The following is a 21,737-nucleotide window of genomic DNA, read 5'->3' as shown; positions in this document are numbered from 1 at the left end:
TCACTGACTGTCGTCGTCGGCGGTCTGGTTCAGGCTCGAGACGATCTCCCGCCGCAGCACCTTGCCGGTGGCATTGGTGGGCAACTCGTCACGGAACACTACTCGGTCAGGGGTGCGCGAACCCCGCAGTGCGCTGCGCACATGCTCGCGAAGTTCGTCGGGGTCCGGGTCGATGCCCGCGACGGGCACCACCACGGCGACGATCTCCTGACCCCACTCGGGGTGCTCGGCACCGACCACGGCGACCTCATGCACATGGGCGTGTTCGACGAGCACGTCCTCGATCTCGGCGGGGGCGATGTTCTCGCCACCGCGGATGATCGTGTCGTCGGACCGGCCGCCGAGGAACAGATAGCCGTGCTCGTCGAGCATCGCGATGTCGCGCGTCGGGAACCAGCCGTTCTCGTCGAGCACCGAACCGATCCCGGTGTAGCGGCCCGACACCTGTTCGCCGCGCACGAACAGCTCCCCCGTCTCACCGGGGCCGAGCACGTTGCCGGCCTCGTCGCGGATCTGCACCTCGATCCCGGCCACGGGCTGGCCCACCGAACCGAGCCGCCGCGCGACGTTCTCGTCGGCGTGGCCATGCGCTGTCCGGTGATCGTCCGGGCCGAGGACCGCGATGGTCGAGCTGGTTTCCGTCAACCCGTAGGCATTGACGAAGCCGACATCCGGCAGCAACTCCAGCGCCCTGCGCACCAGTGGCAATCCGACCTTGGACCCGCCGTAGGCCAGGTTGCGCAGCGACGGCAGCCGGGGCCCCTCGGTGTGGTCGGCGTCGAGCACCTTGACGATGCGGTCCAGCATGGTGGGTACGACGGTGGCCGTGGTGACGGCCTCCTCGTTGACCAGCCGGACCCACTCGCTCGCGTCGAAGTTGGGCAGGTACACCATCTTTCGGCCCGCGTACAGATTCGACAGCGCCGCGCTGACGCCGGCGATGTGGTACGGCGGGACGCAGATCAGGGCCGCATCGGTGGGCTCGGCCGCACTGAACTCCACCGTGCCGGTGACGTAACTGGTCAGGTTGTTGTGGGTCAGTTCGACGGCCTTGGGCGCGGAGGTGGTGCCGGAGGTGAACAGCACCACGCCGACGGCGTCGGGGTCGGGGAACTCCGCGGCGGGTTCGGCGGTCCGGGCGGCGGCCAGGAACTCCTCGGAGTCCAGCACCGTCTTGCCGGCCGACCCGATCATGTCGCGGTAGCGGGCGTCGACGATGACCAGCGGTGCGGGCAGACGCTCGATCAGGGCCTGGATGCCGTCGGCCGAGAGCCGGTAGTTGATCGGGGTGAACGCCCGGCCCGACCGGGCCGACGAGAACAGCAGCAGGGGGAGCATCGCGCCACCGGCGCCGACGTAGGCGACGTGCTCGCACCCGGACGCCTCGATGACGCCGGCGCCGCCGTCGGCCAGATCGGACAACTCCTGGGTGGTCAGCCGCACGTCGCCGGAGACGATCGCGAGCCGGTCGGGGTCGCCGGATACGGCCATCTCGAGCAGTAGTGAGATGCTCATCGAGCCTCAATCAGTCGGGTCGGGACAGTGTCTGAAAACACTATATAGTTAGCTGTTTTCAATCGGCCAGCTGGTGCAGGAAATCCCGTCCGAACTGCCCAATATCAATGCAGCCGGGACGATGAGGCCGTCCGACAGCGCCACCGGCGGGGCTGTCGTCAGCTAATCTGTAAAACAGTTAGGTAATTCGAGAAACCCCTCCCCGATCTGTTCAGCGTCCACGGCGACGGCCACTCGCACAACGTCGCAGCCACCGCTGAACAGATCGACGACGCTGAGGAAGTTGATGGAGGTCACCAGCCTTCGCGAGCCGAAGATGGCCGATCGCGTCGCCACCGTGCTGCGCAAGATGTTCATCCGCGGCGACATCCCGGTCGGCACCATGCTGCCGCCCGAGTCGGAGTTGATGGAACAGTTCGGGGTGTCCCGGCCGACCCTGCGGGAAGCGTTCCGGGTGCTCGAGTCCGAATCGCTGATCGAGGTGCAGCGCGGAGTCCGCGGCGGCGCGCGGGTCACCAGCCCCACCAAGCAGACACTCGCGCGCTATGCCGGCCTGATCCTCGAATACGAGGGCGTCACGCTCAAGGACGTCTACGACGCCCGCGCCGCGCTGGAAGCCGACATGATCCGCAAGCTCGCCGGCGAACGCGATCCGCAGACCATCGCCGCGCTCGAGGCGGCACTGACCTCCGCCGACGCCGACATCAGCGACGAGCAGTCCCGGGTGGCGCTCGCCGAGTTCCACATCGCCATCGCCGAACTGTGCGGCAACAAGACCCTGCGAATGATCAACGAGATGCTGTACCACCTCATCGCCCGGGCCACCCGGTCGATGCGCCCCACCGGCAATCGGGCCGAGCAGGCGTGGAAGCGCTCGATGAAGGCGCACGCACAGGTGGTCGACCTGATCAAGGCCGGCGACGCCGACGGCGCCGTCACGTTCTGGCGCAGTCACCTCGAGCGCACCGAGAAGGACGCGCTGACGGGACCCGCGCTCTCGACGGTGGTCGACCTGCTGGAGTGAGGGTCACGTTCCCGACCCCCACGTCGATCTGTTCAGCGCTGCCTGCGGCGCCTACTCGCACAAGTTCGCAGCCACGGCGGAACAGATCGGCGCCGGGGAGCCGGCTCGGCTCAGGTACCGGTCCACTTCGGGGCGCGCTTCTCGGCGAAGGCCACCGCACCCTCCTGGGCGTCCTTCGACATGAACACCGGCGCGAGGATCTTCATCTGCTCGGTCCACTGTTCCTCGTCGCCCCAGTAGCGGGACTCCACAACGATCTTCTTGGTGGCCGCGACCGCCAGCGGGCCGTTGGCGCCGATCTTCTCGGCCAGCGCGATCGCGCCGTCCAGTGCGCCGCCGGCGTCGGTGAGCGCACTGACCAGCCCGAGCTCATGGGCCCGCTCCGCCGACAGGTTCTCACCGGTGAGCGCCAGCTCCATCGCAATGGCGTACGGAATGCGCTGCGGCAGCCGCAGCAGACCGCCGCCTCCGGCGACCAGCCCACGCTTGACCTCGGGGATGCCGAACGCGGACTCGCGCGAGGCCACGATCAGATCGCAGGACAGCGCCACCTCGGTGCCACCGGCCAGGGCATAACCCTCGACCGCGGCGATCAGCGGCTTGGCCGGCGGGCGCTGGGTGAAGCCCAGGCCGCGGCCGTCGATGTCGCAGCGCTCGCCGCGGGCAAAGGCCTTGAGATCCATTCCGGCGCAGAACGAGCCGCCCGCGCCGGTGACGATGCCGACCGACAGGCCGGGGTCGCCGTCGAGGCGGTCCATCGCGTCCGCCAGGCCCTGGCTGACCGCCAGGTTGACAGCGTTCTTCGCCTTCGGGCGGTTGATGGTGACAATGAGGATGCGGTCGCGCTGTTCGACCAGGACTGCCGGTTCGGTGGTTTCGTCGCTCACGGGGACAACTTAAGCACACGAAGCGACCCGTAAGCGGCACGGTATCCCCTACGGGAAGGTGGCTGGCGATTACCGTCCGGGCAGAGTGGGTACCATCGAACTAGAACACGTTCCAGTTTCAGGACAGGGGGCTCGGGTGAGCACGAAGGACTCCGGCGACGCGGCCGACATCACTTCCGACTTCACCTCCGGTGAGGTCACCAAGTGGGATCCCGAGCTGACCCAGCGGGTGATGGAGGTCATCCGGCCGCTGATGAAGGTCTGGCACCGCTCCGAGGTGCGCGGACTCGACACCTTCCCGCACGGCGGGGCCCTGGTGGTGTCCAATCACTCCGGCGGAATGTTCGCGATGGACGTCCCGGTGTTCGCCACCGGATTCTACGAGAAGTTCGGTTTCGACCGGCCGATCTACACCCTGACCTTCGACCTCGTGCTGGCCGGACCCACCGGCAGCTTCTTCCGCAAGACCGGATTCATCAAGGCCAACCACGAGAACGCCGACGAGGCGCTGCGCTCGGGCGGCGTGGTCGTGGTGTTCCCCGGCGGCGACTACGACGCCTACCGGCCCAGCACCGCGCGCAACACCATCGACTTCGACGGCCGCACCGGCTACATCCGGGCCGCGATCAACGCCGGGGTGCCGATCGTGCCGGTGGTGGGCATCGGCGGGCAGGAGAGCCAGATCTATCTGACCCGGGGGACCGAGGTGGCCAAGCTGCTCCGGCTGGACAAATTGTTCCGGGCCAAGATCCTGCCGGTGAGCTTCGGCTTCCCGTTCGGGCTGTCGGCCGTGCTCCCGGTCAACGTGCCACTGCCGACCAAGATCGTGCAGCAGGTCCTCGAGCCCATCGACATCGTCGCCGAGTTCGGCGAGGACCCCGACGTCGACGAGGTCGACGCCCACGTCCGCCGGGTCATGCAGACCGCCCTCGATGAGCTGGCCGCCGAGCGGCGCCTGCCGGTGATCGGATAGCGGCAGGTCGGTGCGCCCCAACCGGACGCTGGTGCGAGCACTGGCGGAACTTCTCAACGCCGCCAACGGAGTTCGGCCGCTGGGGCGCCAGGGCTACCGCACCGTGGCCAACTTCGCCTTCGGCTGGCCCACCACCGAACTGACGCCGTTGTATTTGGCGGGCTCGACCCTGTCCGCGCTGCGGCGTGGGATCCGCGGCGACTTCACGGGCCGGCGCGGCCGAATCGCCTTGTTGATCCACGTGATCGGCTGGGCGCTGCTGGTACTGCTCATCCGCCGCAACGTGCGGTCCGAACCGTACTTCGAGGCCGGGCTGGGCGCGGAACTCGGGCCCGGCTACCGCGAACTGGCCGCCACGTCGGCACCCATCCTGGCACCCGCCCTGGCGGCCGCGCGCGACCACGGCGGAATCTTCGCCACCGGATGGTCGCGCCACAGATACGTCGAGAAGGGAATTGTCCGCTACGGTCCGCACGGCCGCGCCAATATGGCAGACATCTGGCGGCGTGCCGATCTGCCTCGCGACGCCAGAGCGCCTGTGCTGCTGCAGGTTCCGGGCGGCGCCTGGTCGATCGGGATGCGCCGCCCGCAGGCGTATCCGTTGATGAGTCATCTGGCCGAGCGGGGCTGGGTGTGCATCTCGATCGCCTACCGGGTGAGCCCGCGGCACACCTGGCCCGACCACATGGTCGACGTCAAGCGTGCACTGGCCTGGGTGAAGGCCAACATCGCCGACTACGGTGGCGATCCCGAGTTCGTCGCGATGACGGGCGGTTCGGCCGGTGGCCACCTGTGCGCGCTGGCCGCCCTCACGCCGAACGACCCGAAATTCCAGTCCGGGTTCGAGGACGCGGACACCTCGGTGGTGGCGGCCGTCCCGGTGTACGGGCGATACGACTGGTTCAGCACCGAGGGCGCCGGGCGCCCGGAGTTCATCGGCCTGCTGGAGCGCTTCGTCGCCAAGACCGGCCGCGACGAGCACCCCGAGGTGTACCGCGACGCCTCACCCCTGTTCGAGGTGCGCGCCGACGCACCGCCGTTCTTCATCCTGCACGGCACCGACGATTCGTTGATCCCCGTGACCGAGGCGCGCGAATTCGCGGACCGGTTGCGCGACGCGTCCGACGACGTGGTGGCGTATTCGGAGATCCCGCACGCCCAGCACGCCTTCGACTTCTTCGGCTCACCGCGCGGGCACTACACCGCCGAAGCGGTGGACCGGTTCCTGTCCTGGGTACGCGCCCGCGGCTAGATACCTCGCGTCGCCGGAGACATAGCTTTCTCGACCACCGTCAGCTTCTCGGAAAGCCCTGCGGCTCTACGTATTTCGACGAGCTCATCGACCATCGCGGTGGTGATCTCGTGCGCGTCGTCCACGGACTTCAGGTCGGTGATGACCGAGATGTTCAGTTGGTCGACGTAACTCCACACGGTGATGTTGATGCCACTGCCCGTGGTGGCGGGGCCCACCGAGTAGATCTCCGTGACCAGCGCACCCCCGACCCTGCCGTACTTGCGCGGCCCGGGCACATTGGAGATGTTCAGGTTGAGCACCTTGTTCTGACCGTCCTTGCGGGACAGGCGTCGGAACAGCGCCTCCATCGCGGCCGGGGGCATGTAGTTCGACCAACGGCTGACCAGTTCCGGCCCGATCAGCAGATTGGTCTCCTTGGCCAGAACGGCATCCTCGTGTGTCCGGCGCACCCGGTCGAGCGGATCCGCCAGGTCGATGTGCACCGGCATCATCACGCCGGTGAACCGGTTGCCCGAGATGCGTTCCGAGGAGAAGTCGAAACTGACCGGCACCGAGGCCAGCAACGGATGGTCGGCATGCCCGTCGTAGCGCAGTGAGGCCTTGCGCAACGCGCCCGCCGACATCGCCAGCACCAGATCGTTGATCGACACCCCGAGGGCGTTCTTGGTTTCCTTGATGTCGTCGAGCGACAACGACGCCGTCGCGAACCGGCGTTCCGGGGTCAGCATGTGGTTCATGAAACTCGGCGGCGGCGTGAACGGCATGGTCAGGTTGGGCCCCAACTTGCGCGAGCTGCGGCGCACCCGGTTGATCCCCGCAACGGTGTAGCCGATGGTCGACGGAATCTCGGCGGCATGCCGGAAGTGGTCCCGGAACGCCGACCGGACCAACTCGAAACTCGTTGGCGCAGGATCGGTTTCGTAGCTCTCCTGGTCGGCCCCGTCGTCTCCGGGGGTGGACTGCTGCAGATCCATGCCCAGCGCCAGCAGGTTGGCGGCCGCCACTCCGTCGGCCAGCGCGTGGTGCACCTTGTTGACGACGGCGATGCGCCCGTCGGCCAGCCCGTCGATGAAGTACATCTCCCACAGCGGGCGGCTCCGGTCCAGCGGCGTGCCGGCGATCTGGCCGATCGCATCGTCGAGTTCACGGCGCCCACCCGGCGCCGGCAACGTCAGCGGCCGAATGTGGTAATCGAGGTCGACGTGGACGTTCTCGCGCCACATCGGATGGTGGAACTTGAACGGGATGTCGACCAGTTCGTAGCGCAGCGGATACAGCTTGTGCAGCCGGGCGTTCAGCACCCGCCGGAAATCCTCGACACCGAAGGAACGGCCACCCATGTCGACCAGTTCGATGATCGCGATCTTGAGGGTGTGCATGTGCACATTGGGCGCCTCGCTGTAGAGCAGGAACGCGTCCCATCCGGTCAGTCGCTTCATATTGCCTGCATCACCACCTCACACCTCCCCCAACCGGGAAGGCTACCGACCGGCGGCGGATCAGATGACCTGTTTGGCGGCCATCGCCGGGCGAATCCGGTGAATCTGGTTGAGGAACAACCCGATCGCGGTCGCCATGGGTCCGGTCCGGGTGCCGTCGAGCATGTCGAAACCGTGTCCGGCGCCGGGGAGTTCGACATAGCCGACAGGCGACCGGGACACCTCCTGCAGCCGATCGACGAAGCTGCGGGCCTGTTCGACCGGGATGACGTTGTCGGCGCTGCCGTGGATCACCAGGAACGGCGGCGCATCCTGGTGCACCCGGGCGATCGGCGAGGCGGCGCGGAACGTCTCGGGGGTGTCCTCGATCCGGCGCTTGACGACGATGCGCTCCAGGAACTCCACGAAGCGTTCCCGCTCCGTGGTCGAGCGGTCCTCCCAGTCGTAGCGGCCATAGATACCGACGACCGCGTCGACCGAGGTGTCCGACCCCGCCGGCAGGTGTGCGTCGTACTCCGGATCGCCGGCGGTCAGGCCGGCCAGCGCGGCCAGGTGCCCGCCCGCCGAACAGCCCGCGATGGTCACGAAGTCCCGGTCGCCGCCGAAGCGGTCGACGTTGGCCCGCGCCCAGGCGATGGCCGTCTTCACGTCGTCCAGGTGGCGCGGCCACGGGTTGTTGGGCGACACCCGGTAGTCCACCGACAGACACACCCAGCCGTTGGCGGCCAGGTGGGCCATCAGGGCGTAGCCCTGCAGGATCCGGCTGCCGTGCACCCATGCGCCGCCGGGCACGAAGATCATCACCGGCGCGTGCGAGGGCAGGTCGTCGCGGCGCCAGACGTCCAGCAGCTGCGACGGATGGTCGCCGTAACGCACCGAGGTCCGGTGCACGTGCTTGCGGTGCTGCAGCGCCCTGAATACCGGTGCGGTGCGATCCGGTGCGGGCCACTCGATCGCGAGGTCGGCGTCGGGCACGACACCGCGCAGGCCGGTCCGCGAGACGTGGTGCGTCTGTTCGCGCTCCGCGCGCCGCGCGTCGCCGGAGCCGGGCCGCAGCCAGGACTTCGCGGCGCCGGCGAGCAACTCCGGGACCACCCGGTAACCCCAGACCCCCATCGCCGTGTACGCGCCGACCGGTTCCAGATGTTTGCCCACCACCGGCAACGACGCCGAGGCCGTCGCCATCGCGAGGAGATAGTCGGCGGGCCTGGCCCGGAGCATCCACCGCACGCCATCGAGGGTCATTGGCGCACGATACCCCGCCGCTACCAGCGGGTAACCCCCAATTGTGGGCAAATTCCGCAAACTGTTCACAACTTCCCCAGCGAAGGTGTGTCGGACCAGGACACGCCGGGAAAATTCGGCGGCGGTCCCGTCCGTTCCGGCGTGTCGGACGGCCGCTCCAGCCGCCGCCGAGCACGCCCGTAAGGTCAGCCCGGTGAGCCTTGTCGAATTCCATCCCGAGCTGCGATCCCGGGCACGGGTGATCCCGAAGGCCCCGATCCGCCCGCTGACGTTGCCGTTCTTCCGGATCGCCACCCGGCTGCAGGCCCGCAAGCCGGCCCGCGGCGTCGAGCAGCTGAGAATCAGCGACCACGTCGGTATCCGGCTGTACCGCCCCGAGAACGCCGTCGGCCCGGGCCCCGCACTGCTCTGGATCCACGGCGGCGGCTACGTGATGGGCACCGCCGCGCAGGACGAGGTCGCGTGCCGCCGGTACGTCCGCGCGCTCGGCGTGACAGTGGCGGCGGTCGAATACCGGCTGGCGCCCGAGAACCCCTATCCGGCCTCCCTCGAGGACTGCTACACCGCACTTCAGTGGCTGGCCGGACTGCCCGCGGTGGACCGCGGCCGGATCGTCATCGCCGGGGGCAGCGCCGGCGGCGGGCTGGCGGCCGCCCTGGCCTTCCTCGCTCGTGACCGCGGTGAGGTGGACGTCGCGGCCCAGATCCTGGCCTACCCGATGATCGACGACCGCACCGGTGACCGGGCCCACCGCGACGATCCGGGCTTCCGGCTGTGGGACCGCCGCAGCAACAACTGGGGCTGGCGGGCGTATCTGGCCGGCGCCGACCGCGACGTCGCCGTACCCGCCCGGCGCACCGACCTGGCCGGACTTCCGCCCACCTGGATCGGCGTCGGATCGCTGGACCTGTTCCACGACGAGGACATCGCCTACGCCGACCGGCTGCGCGCGGCCGGCGTGCCCTGCGAAACCCTGGTCGTGCCAGGCGCTTTCCACGGCTTCGACACCGTTGCCCCGGACACCCGGGTGGCCCGCGCGTTCTTCGAGAGCCAGCGCGCGATGCTCGAGCCCCTGCTGGCGGTGGCGCGATGACGGCCGAACACCGCGCCCTGCGGGAAGCGGTCGCCGGGCTGCTCGAGAAGCGCTCGCCGGAATCGCGGGTGCGCGACCTGATGGCCACCGACACCGGCCACGACGAAACGATCTGGCGCGAGCTGGCCGAGATGGGCCTGCTCGGTCTGGCCATCCCGGAGGCCCACGGCGGGACCGGCGCCGGGCACGTCGAGCTGGGCATCGTGATGGAGGAAATGGGCCGCGCGCTGCTGTGTGCGCCGTTCCTCTCGACGGCGGTGCTGGCCCCGGCGCTGCTCGCGGCCACCGACGACCACACCGAACAGGCTTGGGTGCTGCCGCGGATCGCCGCCGGAACTGCGATCGTCACCCTGGCCCACGCCGAGGGCGGGTCGGCCGCGCTACCGGACCAGCTGTCGACCCGCGCGCACCGCGGCACCGACGGCTGGACGCTGTCCGGCGCCAAGAACTACGTCCTCGACGGTGCGGCGGCCGACCTGATCTACGTGCTGGCGGACACCGACGACGGACCAGGGGTGTTCGCGGTGGACCGGGACGCGCACGGGCTGACGGCAACCACCTTGACCACCGTCGACGCCACCCGCAAGCTGGCCGCCCTCGACCTCGCCGGTACCCCGGCCCGGCTGGTCGGCCAGATCGGCTCGGGCCGTGCCGCTTTCGAGGCCGCTTTGCAAGCGGGCGGCGTCGCACTGGTGTCCGAGCAGGCCGGCGGTGCGCAGCGCGTGGTCCGGATGGCCGCCGACTACGCCGGCGCCCGCTTCCAGTTCGCACGCGCCATCGGCAGCTTCCAGGCTGTCAAGCACATGTGCGCCGACATGCTGGCCGAGGCCGAATCGGCCATCTCGGCGGCCCGGCACGTCACGGCCGCCCACGATGCCGCAGCCCCCGACCGGGCGGCGGATCTGGCCCTGGCCCAGGCGTTCTGCGCCGACGCGTTCGTCTTCGTCGCCGCCACCAACATCCAGGTGCACGGCGGCATCGGATTCACCTGGGAGCACCCAGCCCACCTCTACCTGCGCCGCGCCCGCGCCGACGCGCACCTGCTCGGCGAACCCGCCGAACACCGGGAACGCTACCTGCGACTGAAGGGAGCCTGAGATGTCCGATCCGATCGACGACATCCGCACCGAGGTCCGGCAGTGGCTGGCCGAGAACTGGACCCCCGGCATGGACCGCGACCGCTGGGCGGACCTGGTGCTCGACGGCGGCTGGTCGGCGCCCTCCTGGGAGACCCAATGGTGGGGCCGCGGGCTCTCCGACCCCCAATCCCGCGCCGTGGCAGCCGAATTCAACGCGGTCGGCGCCCCGGGCACCGGCCACGACCGCGCCAACCTGTTCGCCTGCACGCTGCACGACGAGGGCACCGACGAACAGAAGCAGCGCCTCATCCCGCCGTCGCTGCGCGGGGAATCCAAGTGGTGCCTGCTCTACAGCGAACCTGGTGCCGGGTCCGACCTGGCCGGTCTGCGCACCCGCGCCGACCGCGACGGCGACCGCTTCGTCATCAACGGCCAGAAGGTGTGGACGTCGTTCGCGGCCACCGCCGACTACGGGCTGCTGATCGCCCGCACCGACTGGGATGTGCCCAAGCACAAGGGAATCAGCTTCTTCATGTTGCCGATGCGCCAGCCCGGCGTCGAGGTCCGGCCGATCCATCAGATCACCGGTGAGTCGGAGTTCAACGAGGTGTTCCTCACCGACGCCGTCGTCCCGGCCCAGAACATGGTGGGCGCGCCCGGGGACGGCTGGCGGGTGCTGCAGACCGCGTTGGGCTACGAGCGGCGGTTGATGGGCGATCTGGCGCGTACCACCCGGGGCGCCCGCAAACCGCAGGAGCAGGAGGATCCCCTGATCGCGCTGGCACGTGAATACGGTCGGATCAGCGACGGTCACACCCGCCAGCAGATCGCCCGCATCCACGAGCTCAACGCCGTCAACAAGTGGAACACGCAGCGCGCCAAGATGTCCGGCAAGATCGAGGCGGCCACGCTGTTGTCGTTCGGCAAGCTGTCGATGTCGCGGATACTGCACGACACGGCACGCGTCCAGACCGACATCATCGGCGCCGCGGCCATGCTGGCCGGACCCGACCATGCCGACGGCGACGCCGTCACGTTCCGTGCACTCAACGCCTACTTCACCTCGATCGGCGGCGGCACCGACCAGATCCAGCGCAACATCGTCGGCGAGCGGGTGCTCGGGCTGCCCAAGGAGCCGGACCCCTACCGGGACACCGCGTTCCGCGATCTACCGCACTGACTCAGACGATCCGGCCGTCGATCACAGCCGCGGCCACCAGGTCGGCGTCGAGTTCCCCGAGCACGTCCCGCGGTGGCCGGGACAGCACACACAGATCGCCCGGCTCGCCCGGGGCGACGCGGCGCAACACCGCCGGACGGTCGGGCCGGCCGAGGAATCCCCGCAGGGCGTCCGCGGATGAGATCCGTTCGGCCGCACCGAGCACCGTGCCACCGGGGGCCCGGCGACGGACCGCGGCCCGCATCGCCGCCCACGGGTCACCGTGACCGAACGGCGTGTCGGTCGACAGCGCGACCGGGATACCGGCTTCCCGCAGGCTGGCCAGCCGCCACAGTTGATCATGCTGTGACGCTGGAACTTCGGCGAGATACTCGTCGCCACGCTCGGCGACGAAGTTCGGCTGCGTCACCACCGTGACCCCGAGCTCGGCCAGGCTGGCGATGCAGTCGCCGGGCACCACGGCCGCGTGTTCCACCCGGTCGCCCGGCAACACACCGGCAGTGGCCAGCGCAGCGAGGGTCACCACCAGCTGGGCGTCGGTGACGGCATGTACGGCCACGGGATGGCCCGCGGCGTGATTGAGGACCACCCATTCGGTCAACGCATCCAGGTCCAGCGCCGGGTCGTCCAGGATCATCTTGGCCGGGCCGATGCTGACCAGGTCCGATGGGCTGGTGCCCGCTACCGCCATGCAGTGCAGGTGCTGTCGGAGTTCGCCGAATCTCCTTTCCTGCGTGAACTTTTCGATATCGAGATCGGTGTAGCCGGGCGTTGCGTCGGTGACGCCGGTGACCCCGTACGCCGCCAGCCGGGCGCTCAGTTCGCCGAAGGAGGGGGTTTCGGTCCGGGCCAGCGCGACGTCCTCCCGGAACAAGCGGCCATCGGGGTGGTGGGCGACCCCGACCCGGTTCAGGGCCGCCGAGTTCAGGATCCACAACGCGCCGCTGCGGTGCTGCACGCGGACCGGTGTGCGCGGCGAAAGCTCGTCCAGCCGAGCACGATCCAGCTCGCCGGCGACGCTGTCGTGGTAGCCGACCGCCCGGATCCAACCGTCCGGCCGGGGCGAGGCCTGGTGCAGCACGGTCCGCATCGCCTCGGCGGTCCGCACGGCGGGCGGGCCGACGTGCACGGAACCCAGCGCCGCGGCGGCGGCCCGCAGATGTACGTGGTGATCGTGCAGGCCGGGGATCACCGTGCCGCCGCCGGCGTCCAGCACGTCCTCCCCGGGCCGGGGCGTCAGCTCGCCGACATCGGTGATGGTCGCGCCCACCCGGACGTCGGCGGCGGTGCCGTCGAGCAACCGCGCCCCGGCGATCAGCATCTGGCCCGCTCGACGAGCAACCGCCGGACCGCCCGTTCGTCGGCCCCGAGCGCCGATGCCCGGCCGGTGACGGCGGGCCGTACCGGTTCAGCTTCCTCGGCGGCACGGTCGGGCAGCGCCGCATAGGTCGCGGCCACCTCGGACATGGCGATCTCGATCAGCTCGCCGCCGCCGCGGGCCAGCGACGCGACCACGGCTGCGGCGGCCTCGAGCCCGGTGAGGGGATCCGCGATGGCGTCGCCCACGAAGACCGGGGCACCCTCGTCGTCGCGGCCGACCAGCCCACCGGCCACCGCGGCGTCGTCACCGAACGCGGGCCGGCCGTCGGTACCCGCATATCCGCTGAGCCGCAACCACACCCGGCCGGGGCGCCCCGGCCGCAACGGCCCCAGACCGCGACGGGCCAGCGCCGCCGGCCGCGCACCGTCGAGGACCACGTCGGCCGCGGCGAGCAGCGCTTCCAGATCCGCCCGGTCGCGGTCGAAATCCATTGCACAGCTCAGCTTTCCGCTGTTCATCCAGTCGAAGAAGCGTACGTCACCGGCGCGGGTTCCGTCCGGCCGTGACGGGCTCTCCACCTTCACCACCGTGGCACCGGCACGCGCCAGCAATTGGCCGCACAGCGGGCCGGCCCACATCGAGGTCAGGTCGACGACCAGCAGACCGGCCGGCGTCCGGGGCGCCATCGCCGTCCCGCACGCCGACACCCGCGCAGGCACCGCCGCCGCCTCGCCCAAACGAGCCCCCGGCAGATCGAGCAGGACTGCGCGTTCAACCACCTGCGCCGCGCCGCGGGTCCGGGCCCAGTGCGCGACGTCGGACCACATGTCGCCGAGCTCGTCGACCTCCAGCAGAGCGGGAACCGCGTCGACGTCCGCGGCCCGCGACAGCGTCAGGGCGCACCAGCCGTCGGCCGCCGGCAGTAGCCGCGTCGCACCGCCGGCGGACAGCTGCCCGGCGGGGCGCAGCCCGAGCAGAGCGGCACGGCCCGTGAGCAGCTCCGTCCCGTCGGCGCCGAACGGCCGGGCGATCTCGGCGGCGCGCCGCAGCACGCCACCGGAAATGCCCAGCACGCTCATCGTCGCCTCAGAACATCAGCGCCGTGAACCGCCAGTCCAGCACCTGCCGGTCGGGCTCACCCACCGCGTGGACCAGCGAGCGCAACCCCAGCCTGTTGCCGGCGGCCGAGTCGACGTGCAGCTCGCTGTAGAGGGTGTCACCCTCGTGCACCGGACCGGTGTGGTCACACGATTCCCAACCGAGCACGGTCACCAGGTTCGGCAGCAGCCGGGTGGCCTGCGCCAGCGCCAGCCCGATGGTGTGCCCGCCGTACACCAGCCGCTGTCCACCAACCCGTGAATCATGGTGGGTGGCAGCGATGTTGAGGCTGAGCCGGGCCAGCTCCGGTGCACTGCTGACCACGTCCGCGGTGCTGTGCAACACGGCACCCTCCAACGCGGTGTCGAAGTTCGGGCCCGGCACGCGCTGCCGGAACACCTCGGCGTCCCAGCCGGCGGTGGGATCCGGTGCGGGCGGCAGGTCGGCGCCGATGGACGATAGATCGTCGTCGTGGCCGGTGTCGGGTGCATCCGGGCTCAACGGCAGCATCGCGCACCGGTAGAAGTCCAGGACCAGCCGGTCGACCTGGTCGATGGTGATCATCCGCAAGGCGGCCAGCCCGGTGGGTGCCCGGCCCGGCTTGGCCGAATTCTGTTTCAGCCCAACCACTTCGGTCCGGGTGTAGAGGGTGTCGCCGATCACCGGGAAGTGGTGGAACGTCAGCCCGCGATAGAACAGGTTGGCCTTGACCCGCTGGGTCACCAGCGTGGACTGCCCGATGGCCACATCGCAGACCAGTGCCGGATGCGCCAGCGCCCCCGGCACACCGGTGACGGCGTGGGACAGCGTCGCGTCCAACGGCAGGCGCATCCGGTCGCCGAGGATCGACTGGTGCGCCGCGGCCGCGCCGGAGGTCAGTGTCATCGAGGGAGCGGCGTCGAACACCTGCCCGACCGTCAAATCGTCGAAGTAGGGGATCACAGCGGTGACCCTACTACCCTGCGATTTCGGTGCATTTCCCGTCGCCTGGCGACGGTGTATGCGCCGAAATCACTCGGTGAGGCTGTCGACCAGGCCCCAGGTCAGGGCCGTCGCCGGCGCGATCGTCCGGCCGGAGAGCACCAGGTAGGCCATCCGCCACCGGCCGATGCGCCGGGTGATGCTGACCGTCCCGCCCGCACCGGGGATCAGGCCGAGCTCCAGTTCCGGCAATCCCAGCGTCGCCTCCGGATGGCAGGCGACGTGCCCACAGAAGGCCGCCATCTCGAGGCCGCTGCCGAGCACCTGGCCGTGGACCTCGGCCCGGCAGGACGCGCCGAGACGCTGCCGCAGCGTGTCCAGGGCCAGCGCCGGGGAATACCGGGTGCGAGCCAGGTGTCCGGCGGCCGGATCCGCCAGGGCGCCAAACTCGGCGAGATCTCCACCGCTACAGAATGATTCACCGTTCCCGCCCAGCAGCACGCGGTCGATTCCGGGGTCCACCAGCGCCACGGTCAGTGCTTCCAGCAGCGCCGCGCGGGCGTCGGTGGAAAAGGCGTTGTGCCGCTGCGGCCGGTTGAATCGGATCTCGAGCGTGTTCCCGTCGCGCCGGGCGAGCACGGGATCGGGGATCTCAACGGGCCGCGCCGGGCCGCGTTCGTCGAGCCAGCGCGCGAACTCCGGGCCGCCCTGCAGGGTCGAGTAGGCCAGCGACTCGGTGATCACCCCGGGCAGGGCCGGACCCTCGACGTCCACCGTTCGCAGTACGTCGTCACAGACGGACGCGGCGTGCGGCCAGCGTCGGCACCGCTCGGTCAACATGGCCAGCGTATCGGTCACCGAGGCGACCGACACCGTCCGCCGGTCGTCGCAGTCATGCTCGCTGAGGGTGAAAGTGGCCTTCTGGAGCCAATATTCGGCCGCCGGATCGTTCGGGTCACCGGTGGCGACGACGATCCGGTCCGGCGCGACCCGGTCCGGCCCGTCGGGCGGGTCGGTGAGGTCGACGACCCGCAGCGGACCCACTAGCCGGAGTACTTGTCGATCAGCGTCTGCTTGTACAGCTTCCCGGTGTCGGTGCGCGGCAACTGCGCCTCGAACGAGATCGACCGTGGGCACTTGTAGTGCGTCAGGTGCTCACGCAGCCAGGCCAGCAGTTCTTCGGCGAACTCGTCGGTGGCGTCGGCCTGATCGACCGTCTGCACCACCCCCTTCACCGACTGGCCCATCTCGTCGTCCGGGATGCCGAACACCGCGGCATCCATCACCTTCGGATGGGTGACGAGCATGTTCTCGGCTTCCTGCGGGTAGATGTTGACCCCGCCGGAGATGATCATGTGATGGCGGCGGTCCGTCAGGTACAGATACCCGTCCTCGTCGAGATATCCGATGTCGCCCACCGTCTTCCAGCCCTGCGCGCTGCGGGCCTTTGCCGTCTTCTCCGAGTCGTTGAGGTACTCGAAGTCGAAACCGCCCTCGAAGTAGATCTCCCCGGCCTGCCCGGCGGGCAACTCGGTGCCGTCCTCCCCGACGATGTGCAGCGTTCCGGTCATCGCCCGGCCGACCGACCCCGGATGCGCCAGCCATTCATCGGCGGTGATGAGCGTCGAACCGATGGCCTCCGAGGACGCGTAGTACTCGTCGACGATGGGACCCCACCAGTCGATCATCTGCTTCTTGATGTCCACCGGGCACGGGGCGGCGGCGTGCATGACGCGTTGCAGGCTCGAGACGTCGTACGAATTACGCACGGATTCAGGCAGTTTCAGCATCCGGGTGAACATCACGGGAACGAACTGACCGTGCGTCACCTGATGCTTGGCGATCGCGTCCAGGCAGCCCTCGGCGTCGAACTTATCCAGGACCACCACCGGGATGCCGGCCGCCTGCGTCTGCATCGACCACACCGAGGGCGCGGTGTGATAGAGCGGCGCCGGGCTGAGATAGACGGCGTCGGGATTCATCCAGAACCCCACGAGCGCGGACATCAGGCCGGGCGCCTCGGACGGATGCACATGCGGCAGTTCACGTTTGATGCCCTTGGGCCGGCCGGTGGTGCCCGACGAGTACTGCAGCAGATCGCCCTCGATCTCGTCGTCGATCGGTGTGGTGGGCTGATCGGCGACGCACTCGGGGTAGCGCAGCCAGCCGTCGAGATCGTTGTCGGCGATCATCCGGACCGCGGGCAGGCCCTGCGGCAGTTCGGCTTCCAGACCCTCGAGCGTCGCACGCAGTGCGGCGGAGCCGATCACCGCCTTGGCATTGCTGTTGTCGATGATGTAGGCGGCCTCGGCGGGCGCCAGGTGGGTATTGATCGGGACGTAGTAGAGGCCGGCGCGGCGCGCCGCCCACATGACCGCGTGGATGTGCGCGTTGTTTTCCATCAGGATCGCGACCGCGTCACCTTCGACCAGACCGGCCCGGCGGAAGTAGTGCGCCAGCTGGTTGGCGCGGGCCTCCAGTTCGTCGAAGGTGACCACGGTTCCGGACGGGTACAGGATGACGGCCGGTTTACCCGTTCCGGTGTGTTCACGAATCTGCATGCGCTGACTCTACGATGCCCGGTTTTGACAGGTGTCAAGTGGGGTCATGGCGCCATGCCAGGTGAGCGTGCGAAAAAGTACTCCGCGAGCGGCGTGTCGGCGGACCAACGCGCACGCTCGCGGAGAAACGGGCGTCAGCTCAGGCGCTGCTTCAGCGCGTCGAACTCGTCCTTGATGCCGGTGGGCAGCTTCTCGCCGATGAACTCGAACCACTCGGCCATCTGCGGCAGCTCCTCGCGCCACTCGTCGGCGTTGACCGCCAGCGCGGCTTCCACGTCAGCGCGGTCGATGTCCAGACCCGTCAGGTCGAGGTCGTCGACCTGCGGCACCACACCGATCGGGGTGGTCTCACCGGACGCGGTGCCCTCGATGCGCTCGATGACCCACTTGAGCACCCGGCTGTTCTCGCCGAAGCCGGGCCACAGGAAGCGGCCGTCGTCACCGCGGCGGAACCAGTTGACGAAGAAGACCTTCGGCAGCTTGGACTCGTCGGCGTTCTTGCCGATGTTGATCCAGTGCTGGAAGTAGTCGCCGACGTTGTAGCCGATGAACGGCAGCATGGCCATCGGGTCGCGACGGACCGCGCCGACCTTGCCCTCGGCGGCAGCGGTCTGCTCGGAACCGATGGTGGATCCGATGAAGACGCCGTGCTGCCAGTCGGTGGCCTCGCTCACCAGCGGGACGGTGGTCTTGCGGCGACCGCCGAACAGGATGGCCGAGATGGGCACACCCTGCGGGTCATCCCACTCCGGGGCCAACGTCGGGCACTGCGAGATCGGGGTGCAGTAACGCGAATTCGGGTGCGCGGCCTTGTCCTCGGACTCGCGGTACCAGTCGTGGCCCTTCCAGTCGATGAGGTGGTCGGGATCGCCCTCGAGGCCTTCCCACCACACGTCGCCGTCGTCGGTCTTGGCGACATTGGTGAACACGGTGTTGCCCTTGGCGATGGTTTTCATCGCGTTGGGGTTGGAGTCCCAGTTGGTGCCCGGCGCGACGCCGAAGAAGCCGAACTCGGGGTTGGTGGCGTACAGCCGGCCGTCCTTGCCGAACCGCATCCAGGCGATGTCGTCGCCGACCGTCTCGGCCCGCCAGCCCGGCAGGGTGGGCTGCAGCATCGCGAGGTTGGTCTTGCCGCAGGCCGACGGGAACGCCGCCGCCACGTAGTACGCCTTGTTCTCCGGGCTGATCAGCTTAAGGATCAGCATGTGCTCGGCCATCCAGCCCTCGTCGCGGGCCATCGCCGAGGCGATGCGCAGCGAGTAGCACTTCTTGCCCAGCAGCGCGTTGCCGCCGTAACCCGAGCCGAAGCTCCAGATCTCGCGGGTCTCCGGGAAGTGGGTGATGTATTTGGTGTCGTTGCACGGCCATGGCACGTCCTGCTGGCCGGGCTCGAGCGGCGCGCCGATCGAGTGCAGCGCCTTGACGAAGAAGCCGTCGGTGCCCATCTTGTCGAGCGCGGCCTGGCCCATCCGGGTCATGGTGCGCATCGAGACGACGACGTACTCCGAATCGGTGATCTCGACGCCGAGCTTGGGATCCTCGGCGTCCAGCGGGCCCATGCAGAACGGGACCACGTACATGGTGCGGCCGCGCATCGACCCGCGGTACAGGTCGGACATCAGCGTCCGCATCTCGACCGGGTCCATCCAGTTGTTGGTGGGGCCGGCGTCGATCTCACGCTCGGAGCAGATGAACGTCCGTGACTCGACGCGGGCCACGTCGGAGGGATCGGACATCGCCAGGTAGGAGTTGGGCTGCTTCTCCGGGTCGAGTTTCTGGAAGGTGCCGGCCTCGACGAGGTGCGCACACAACCGCTGGTACTCCTCCTCGGAGCCGTCGGCGAACACCACGCGGTCGGGCTGCGTCAGCTCGGCGACCTCGGCCACCCAGGCCAGCAGGCCCTGGTGCTTCGTCGGCGCGGCATCCAGGCCCGGAACGGTCGCTGCGGTCATGAAACTCTCCTACCCAAGTGATTCTGGGAATACTCCCACCGAGATCGATCCCATACGCCCGGTAATCCCTGGTAAGAGGTTAACGCGGGTGACATTGCCACCGTTAGTCAAGGCTATGTCCGTTAACTCACAGGATCGATTCAGCTGGCCTCACATGCGCAAGTACATCGATTCAGAAGGCGCAGCCGGCCGGTCTGATCCTCGGGCAGCCGTGCTCCACGCCCGTTCGGCGGCCATGATGCGCAGCGCCACCGCCTCGTCGACGGCGCCCCGCCACGCGTCCACCGCCGAGGCCGCCCAGCGCTGCATCGCGACCCGCTCGGCCAGCAGTCGCCGGGCGGACACCATCCACCCGGTCAGACCGGCCCCGACGAGAAGGCCGGGCAACGCGCCGAGCGCCGCGTGATCGGGCAGGAGGTCGGCGACGAACCGGCCGAACGTCACCGCGACGCCGAACCCGAACCCGGCTCCCAGCAGCACCGTCAAGCGGGACTCGAGGGCGCCGGACGCCGCGGCGGGACCGGCGGGCAACGGCGGGTCGATCGACGGTGGGGAGGGCTCGTCCGGCAGAGCCAGCTCGGCGGCCAGGGCCCCCAGGTGTTCGGTCACGGCATCGTCGACGTCGGCGGCGGCGCGTTCGAGCCTCAGCTGCACGATCGCGGGGAAGTCGGTGCGACGATCCCGGGTCAGCGCCGCGCCCGCATCGGTCAGTTCGCCGCGCAGTTCCGCGGACCGGCGGCGGACGAGCGCGCCGAGTTGCACGCGTGCCTGCTGGGTGCGGCCGCGCAACGGCGAGCCACGCGGTGGTAGGGATTGAGCACCGATTAGTTTGCCCGGCAACATCTTTGGCGGCTCGGACAACCGCAACCGCACCGCGTCGACGAGCTCGCCGATCCGCCGTTCACCCAGCTGCGGCGCCGCGGTAACGCCCAGCCAGCTCAGCGTGGGATAGCGGCTCCGGCTGGCGACGACGGTGTCGCGCCACGCCCGATGCGCGTCCACCTTGGACACCACCCCCACTACCCGATCGGCGGACACCGCATCGAGCACGCCGTCGAGCACCAGGCAATCCGAGGTCGCCAGCCGGGCGGCCGCAGAGACCACGAACACCACCACCGCCGGTGCGTTCCCGGGCCGCAGACCGGCGGGTTCGACGACGTCGACCCCCGAGAGCGCATCCCGCAACGCGTCGGCCACCGCGGTCACGCCCGCCCGCGGCGGACCACACACCAGCACGATCACCGCAGCGCCCAGCGCGCCAAATCGGCCGCGCAAGCCCGCTGCAACGCGGTCACCGGGCCGTCGGCGTAGCGCCGCCACCGGGTCGCCTCCGCCAACCCGGGCGAACCGACCGACATGCCCACGGCCTGTACGACGGCGCCCGCCGCGGCCGTCCGCGCCGCCACGGTCCGCTGGTCGCGCAGCAGCTCACCGACATCCGGGGCGGTACCGGCCAGCGCCTCCAGTTCCGCGGCCACCCCGAGCAGCCGCCGGTAGCGCACCTCCGCGACAGCCACCTCGAGTTCGCTGAGCACCGCGTCGATGCCGCTGACCTCGCGCAGCACCCGGCGCAGCGCGACGGCCCCGATACCGGGCGCCGCCCGCAATTCGAGGACCGCGCGCGCGATCCCGAACAGGTCCAGGCTGTCGAGCAGGCGTTGCCGCTGATCGACCGGGATGATGTGCGGGGCGGTGACGAACGCGTCGACCGAGCTCAGATCCGCCGGTGCCGTGGTCAGCGTGCGCAGCGCGGCCAGCATCGGGTCGTCGAGCACCGCCGGATCCAGCCCGGCCACGGCCAGCAGTCCGCGCAGCGGCACCGCGTTCGGCCCGGGTTCGGCGGGGCCGAGCAGATCGGCCTTGGCCAGTACGACGACGGTCGGTCCGCCGGTCCAGCGCAGGGCTGCCTGGTCCTCCGGCTTGGCCGCCTCGGCGAGGACCCGGATCCGTACGTCACCGCCGTCACCGCCGACGCTGATCCCGGCGCCGCTCAGGGCGCGCACGACCGTGCTGACGCCAACACCCGGCCGACCGCTGACCGTGAACGTCACTGCGGCCGCCAGTTGCCGCCCGTGCTCCGCCCAGCGGGGCCCGAGCCGGCCGAGGGCGCCGGCGAGTTCGTTGCACGCGTCAGGGATGTCCGGGTTCATGTCGGCGTCATCGTGACAGCGCGGCCGTCGTCCGGTGTGCAGCC

General features: G+C 69.6%; 18 protein-coding genes. 6 read left to right on the top strand and 12 right to left on the bottom strand.

Annotated elements, in window-relative coordinates; genetic code table 11:
* The gene (locus U0R18_RS18060; RefSeq protein ID WP_526370905.1) at positions 1–1,515 is read right to left on the bottom strand and encodes a class I adenylate-forming enzyme family protein; all 1,515 of its coding nucleotides are present in this window, start codon (positions 1,513–1,515) and stop codon (positions 1–3) included.
* 286 nt (positions 1,516–1,801) lie between these two features.
* Here U0R18_RS18060 and U0R18_RS18055 point away from each other — a divergent pair, with 286 nt between their 5' ends.
* A complete protein-coding gene (locus U0R18_RS18055) occupies positions 1,802–2,539 on the top strand; it encodes a FadR/GntR family transcriptional regulator (protein WP_526370903.1) in 738 nt (245 codons plus the stop codon).
* 110 nt (positions 2,540–2,649) lie between these two features.
* Here the strand turns inward: U0R18_RS18055 and U0R18_RS18050 are convergent, their stop codons facing one another.
* Entirely contained in the window at positions 2,650–3,426 is a 777-nt protein-coding gene (locus tag U0R18_RS18050) for an enoyl-CoA hydratase/isomerase family protein (protein WP_526370901.1), read from the bottom strand.
* A 232-nt stretch (positions 3,427–3,658) separates the two neighbouring features.
* Between U0R18_RS18050 and U0R18_RS18045 the strand changes: the two genes are divergently transcribed.
* Both U0R18_RS18045 and U0R18_RS18040 read left to right on the top strand, forming a co-directional pair.
* Positions 3,659–4,399 carry a 1-acyl-sn-glycerol-3-phosphate acyltransferase gene (locus tag U0R18_RS18045; protein WP_526370995.1) on the top strand — a complete coding sequence of 247 codons (741 nt, stop codon included), beginning with the start codon at positions 3,659–3,661 and terminating at the stop codon, positions 4,397–4,399.
* Between the two features lie 10 nt (positions 4,400–4,409).
* The gene (locus U0R18_RS18040; protein WP_526370899.1) at positions 4,410–5,651 is read left to right on the top strand and encodes an alpha/beta hydrolase; all 1,242 of its coding nucleotides are present in this window, start codon (positions 4,410–4,412) and stop codon (positions 5,649–5,651) included.
* On the opposite strand, the gene U0R18_RS18035 is transcribed toward U0R18_RS18040, so the two are convergent.
* Positions 5,648–7,093: a WS/DGAT/MGAT family O-acyltransferase gene (locus U0R18_RS18035; RefSeq protein ID WP_526370897.1), complete on the bottom strand. Its 1,446-nt coding sequence runs from the start codon at positions 7,091–7,093 to the stop codon at positions 5,648–5,650. The genes U0R18_RS18040 and U0R18_RS18035 overlap by 4 nt on opposite strands.
* Before the next feature lie 60 nt (positions 7,094–7,153).
* The gene (locus U0R18_RS18030) at positions 7,154–8,338 is read right to left on the bottom strand and encodes an alpha/beta hydrolase (protein ID WP_526370895.1); all 1,185 of its coding nucleotides are present in this window, start codon (positions 8,336–8,338) and stop codon (positions 7,154–7,156) included.
* Positions 8,339–8,531: 193 nt separating this feature from the next.
* Here U0R18_RS18030 and U0R18_RS18025 point away from each other — a divergent pair, with 193 nt between their 5' ends.
* From U0R18_RS18025 to U0R18_RS18015, 3 genes are read left to right on the top strand one after another with little or no spacing between them, the layout of a single operon-like run.
* Positions 8,532–9,431 (top strand): alpha/beta hydrolase, encoded by a 900-nt coding sequence (locus tag U0R18_RS18025; protein ID WP_526370893.1) that lies wholly within the window; start codon positions 8,532–8,534, stop codon positions 9,429–9,431.
* Positions 9,428–10,528: an acyl-CoA dehydrogenase family protein gene (locus U0R18_RS18020; RefSeq protein WP_526370891.1), complete on the top strand. Its 1,101-nt coding sequence runs from the start codon at positions 9,428–9,430 to the stop codon at positions 10,526–10,528. Before U0R18_RS18025 ends, U0R18_RS18020 begins: the two co-directional genes overlap by 4 nt.
* A 1-nt stretch (position 10,529) precedes the next feature.
* Positions 10,530–11,690, top strand: coding sequence for an acyl-CoA dehydrogenase family protein (locus U0R18_RS18015; protein WP_526370889.1), 1,161 nt, complete (start codon positions 10,530–10,532; stop codon positions 11,688–11,690).
* 1 nt (position 11,691) lies between these two features.
* On the opposite strand, the gene U0R18_RS18010 is transcribed toward U0R18_RS18015, so the two are convergent.
* The 8 genes from U0R18_RS18010 to U0R18_RS17975 form a co-directional block, all read right to left on the bottom strand.
* On the bottom strand, positions 11,692–13,011 hold the full coding sequence (locus U0R18_RS18010; protein WP_526370887.1) for an amidohydrolase family protein: 1,320 nt from the start codon (positions 13,009–13,011) through the stop codon (positions 11,692–11,694).
* Complete coding sequence (locus U0R18_RS18005) at positions 13,005–14,090, bottom strand: CoA transferase (RefSeq protein ID WP_526370885.1); 1,086 nt, start codon at positions 14,088–14,090, stop codon at positions 13,005–13,007. The genes U0R18_RS18010 and U0R18_RS18005 overlap by 7 nt, the downstream gene beginning before the upstream one ends.
* 7 nt (positions 14,091–14,097) lie before the next feature.
* A complete protein-coding gene (locus U0R18_RS18000; RefSeq protein ID WP_526370993.1) occupies positions 14,098–14,994 on the bottom strand; it encodes a hotdog family protein in 897 nt (298 codons plus the stop codon).
* Positions 14,995–15,120: 126 nt separating this feature from the next.
* Entirely contained in the window at positions 15,121–16,065 is a 945-nt protein-coding gene (locus U0R18_RS17995; protein ID WP_526370991.1) for an enoyl-CoA hydratase/isomerase family protein, read from the bottom strand.
* Between the two features lie 8 nt (positions 16,066–16,073).
* The gene (fadD4, locus tag U0R18_RS17990; protein ID WP_526370883.1) at positions 16,074–17,591 is read right to left on the bottom strand and encodes a fatty-acid--CoA ligase FadD4; all 1,518 of its coding nucleotides are present in this window, start codon (positions 17,589–17,591) and stop codon (positions 16,074–16,076) included.
* Positions 17,592–17,725: 134 nt separating this feature from the next.
* A complete protein-coding gene (locus tag U0R18_RS17985; RefSeq protein WP_526370881.1) occupies positions 17,726–19,543 on the bottom strand; it encodes a phosphoenolpyruvate carboxykinase (GTP) in 1,818 nt (605 codons plus the stop codon).
* Positions 19,544–19,693: 150 nt separating this feature from the next.
* On the bottom strand, positions 19,694–20,818 hold the full coding sequence (locus U0R18_RS17980) for a hypothetical protein (RefSeq protein WP_526370878.1): 1,125 nt from the start codon (positions 20,816–20,818) through the stop codon (positions 19,694–19,696).
* Positions 20,782–21,693 (bottom strand): hypothetical protein, encoded by a 912-nt coding sequence (locus U0R18_RS17975; RefSeq protein ID WP_526370876.1) that lies wholly within the window; start codon positions 21,691–21,693, stop codon positions 20,782–20,784. Before U0R18_RS17975 ends, U0R18_RS17980 begins: the two co-directional genes overlap by 37 nt.
* Between the last annotated feature and the right edge of the window lie 44 nt (positions 21,694–21,737).

Source organism: Mycobacterium sp. (assembly GCF_046330795.1).
In the GTDB taxonomy this organism is placed as follows: Bacteria; Actinomycetota; Actinomycetes; order Mycobacteriales; family Mycobacteriaceae; genus Mycobacterium.
The sequence above is the reverse complement of the archived record's forward strand: the minus strand, read 5'-3'. Positions and strand labels throughout refer to the sequence as shown.

Bases quoted from the DNA above. Each gene is read 5' to 3' on its own strand.
- U0R18_RS18060 (WP_526370905.1), bottom strand. From the start codon at position 1,515: ATGAGCATCTCACTACTGCTCGAGATGGCCGTATCCGGCGACCCCGAC.
- U0R18_RS18055 (WP_526370903.1), top strand. From the start codon at position 1,802: ATGGAGGTCACCAGCCTTCGCGAGCCGAAGATGGCCGATCGCGTCGCC.
- U0R18_RS18045 (WP_526370995.1), top strand. From the start codon at position 3,659: ATGGAGGTCATCCGGCCGCTGATGAAGGTCTGGCACCGCTCCGAGGTG.
- U0R18_RS18035 (WP_526370897.1), bottom strand. From the start codon at position 7,093: ATGAAGCGACTGACCGGATGGGACGCGTTCCTGCTCTACAGCGAGGCG.
- U0R18_RS18030 (WP_526370895.1), bottom strand. From the start codon at position 8,338: ATGACCCTCGATGGCGTGCGGTGGATGCTCCGGGCCAGGCCCGCCGAC.
- U0R18_RS18020 (WP_526370891.1), top strand. From the start codon at position 9,428: ATGACGGCCGAACACCGCGCCCTGCGGGAAGCGGTCGCCGGGCTGCTC.
- U0R18_RS18015 (WP_526370889.1), top strand. From the start codon at position 10,530: ATGTCCGATCCGATCGACGACATCCGCACCGAGGTCCGGCAGTGGCTG.
- U0R18_RS18010 (WP_526370887.1), bottom strand. From the start codon at position 13,011: ATGCTGATCGCCGGGGCGCGGTTGCTCGACGGCACCGCCGCCGACGTC.
- U0R18_RS18005 (WP_526370885.1), bottom strand. From the start codon at position 14,090: ATGAGCGTGCTGGGCATTTCCGGTGGCGTGCTGCGGCGCGCCGCCGAG.
- U0R18_RS18000 (WP_526370993.1), bottom strand. From the start codon at position 14,994: ATGACACTGACCTCCGGCGCGGCCGCGGCGCACCAGTCGATCCTCGGC.
- fadD4 (WP_526370883.1), bottom strand. From the start codon at position 17,591: ATGCAGATTCGTGAACACACCGGAACGGGTAAACCGGCCGTCATCCTG.
- U0R18_RS17985 (WP_526370881.1), bottom strand. From the start codon at position 19,543: ATGACCGCAGCGACCGTTCCGGGCCTGGATGCCGCGCCGACGAAGCAC.
- U0R18_RS17975 (WP_526370876.1), bottom strand. From the start codon at position 21,693: ATGAACCCGGACATCCCTGACGCGTGCAACGAACTCGCCGGCGCCCTC.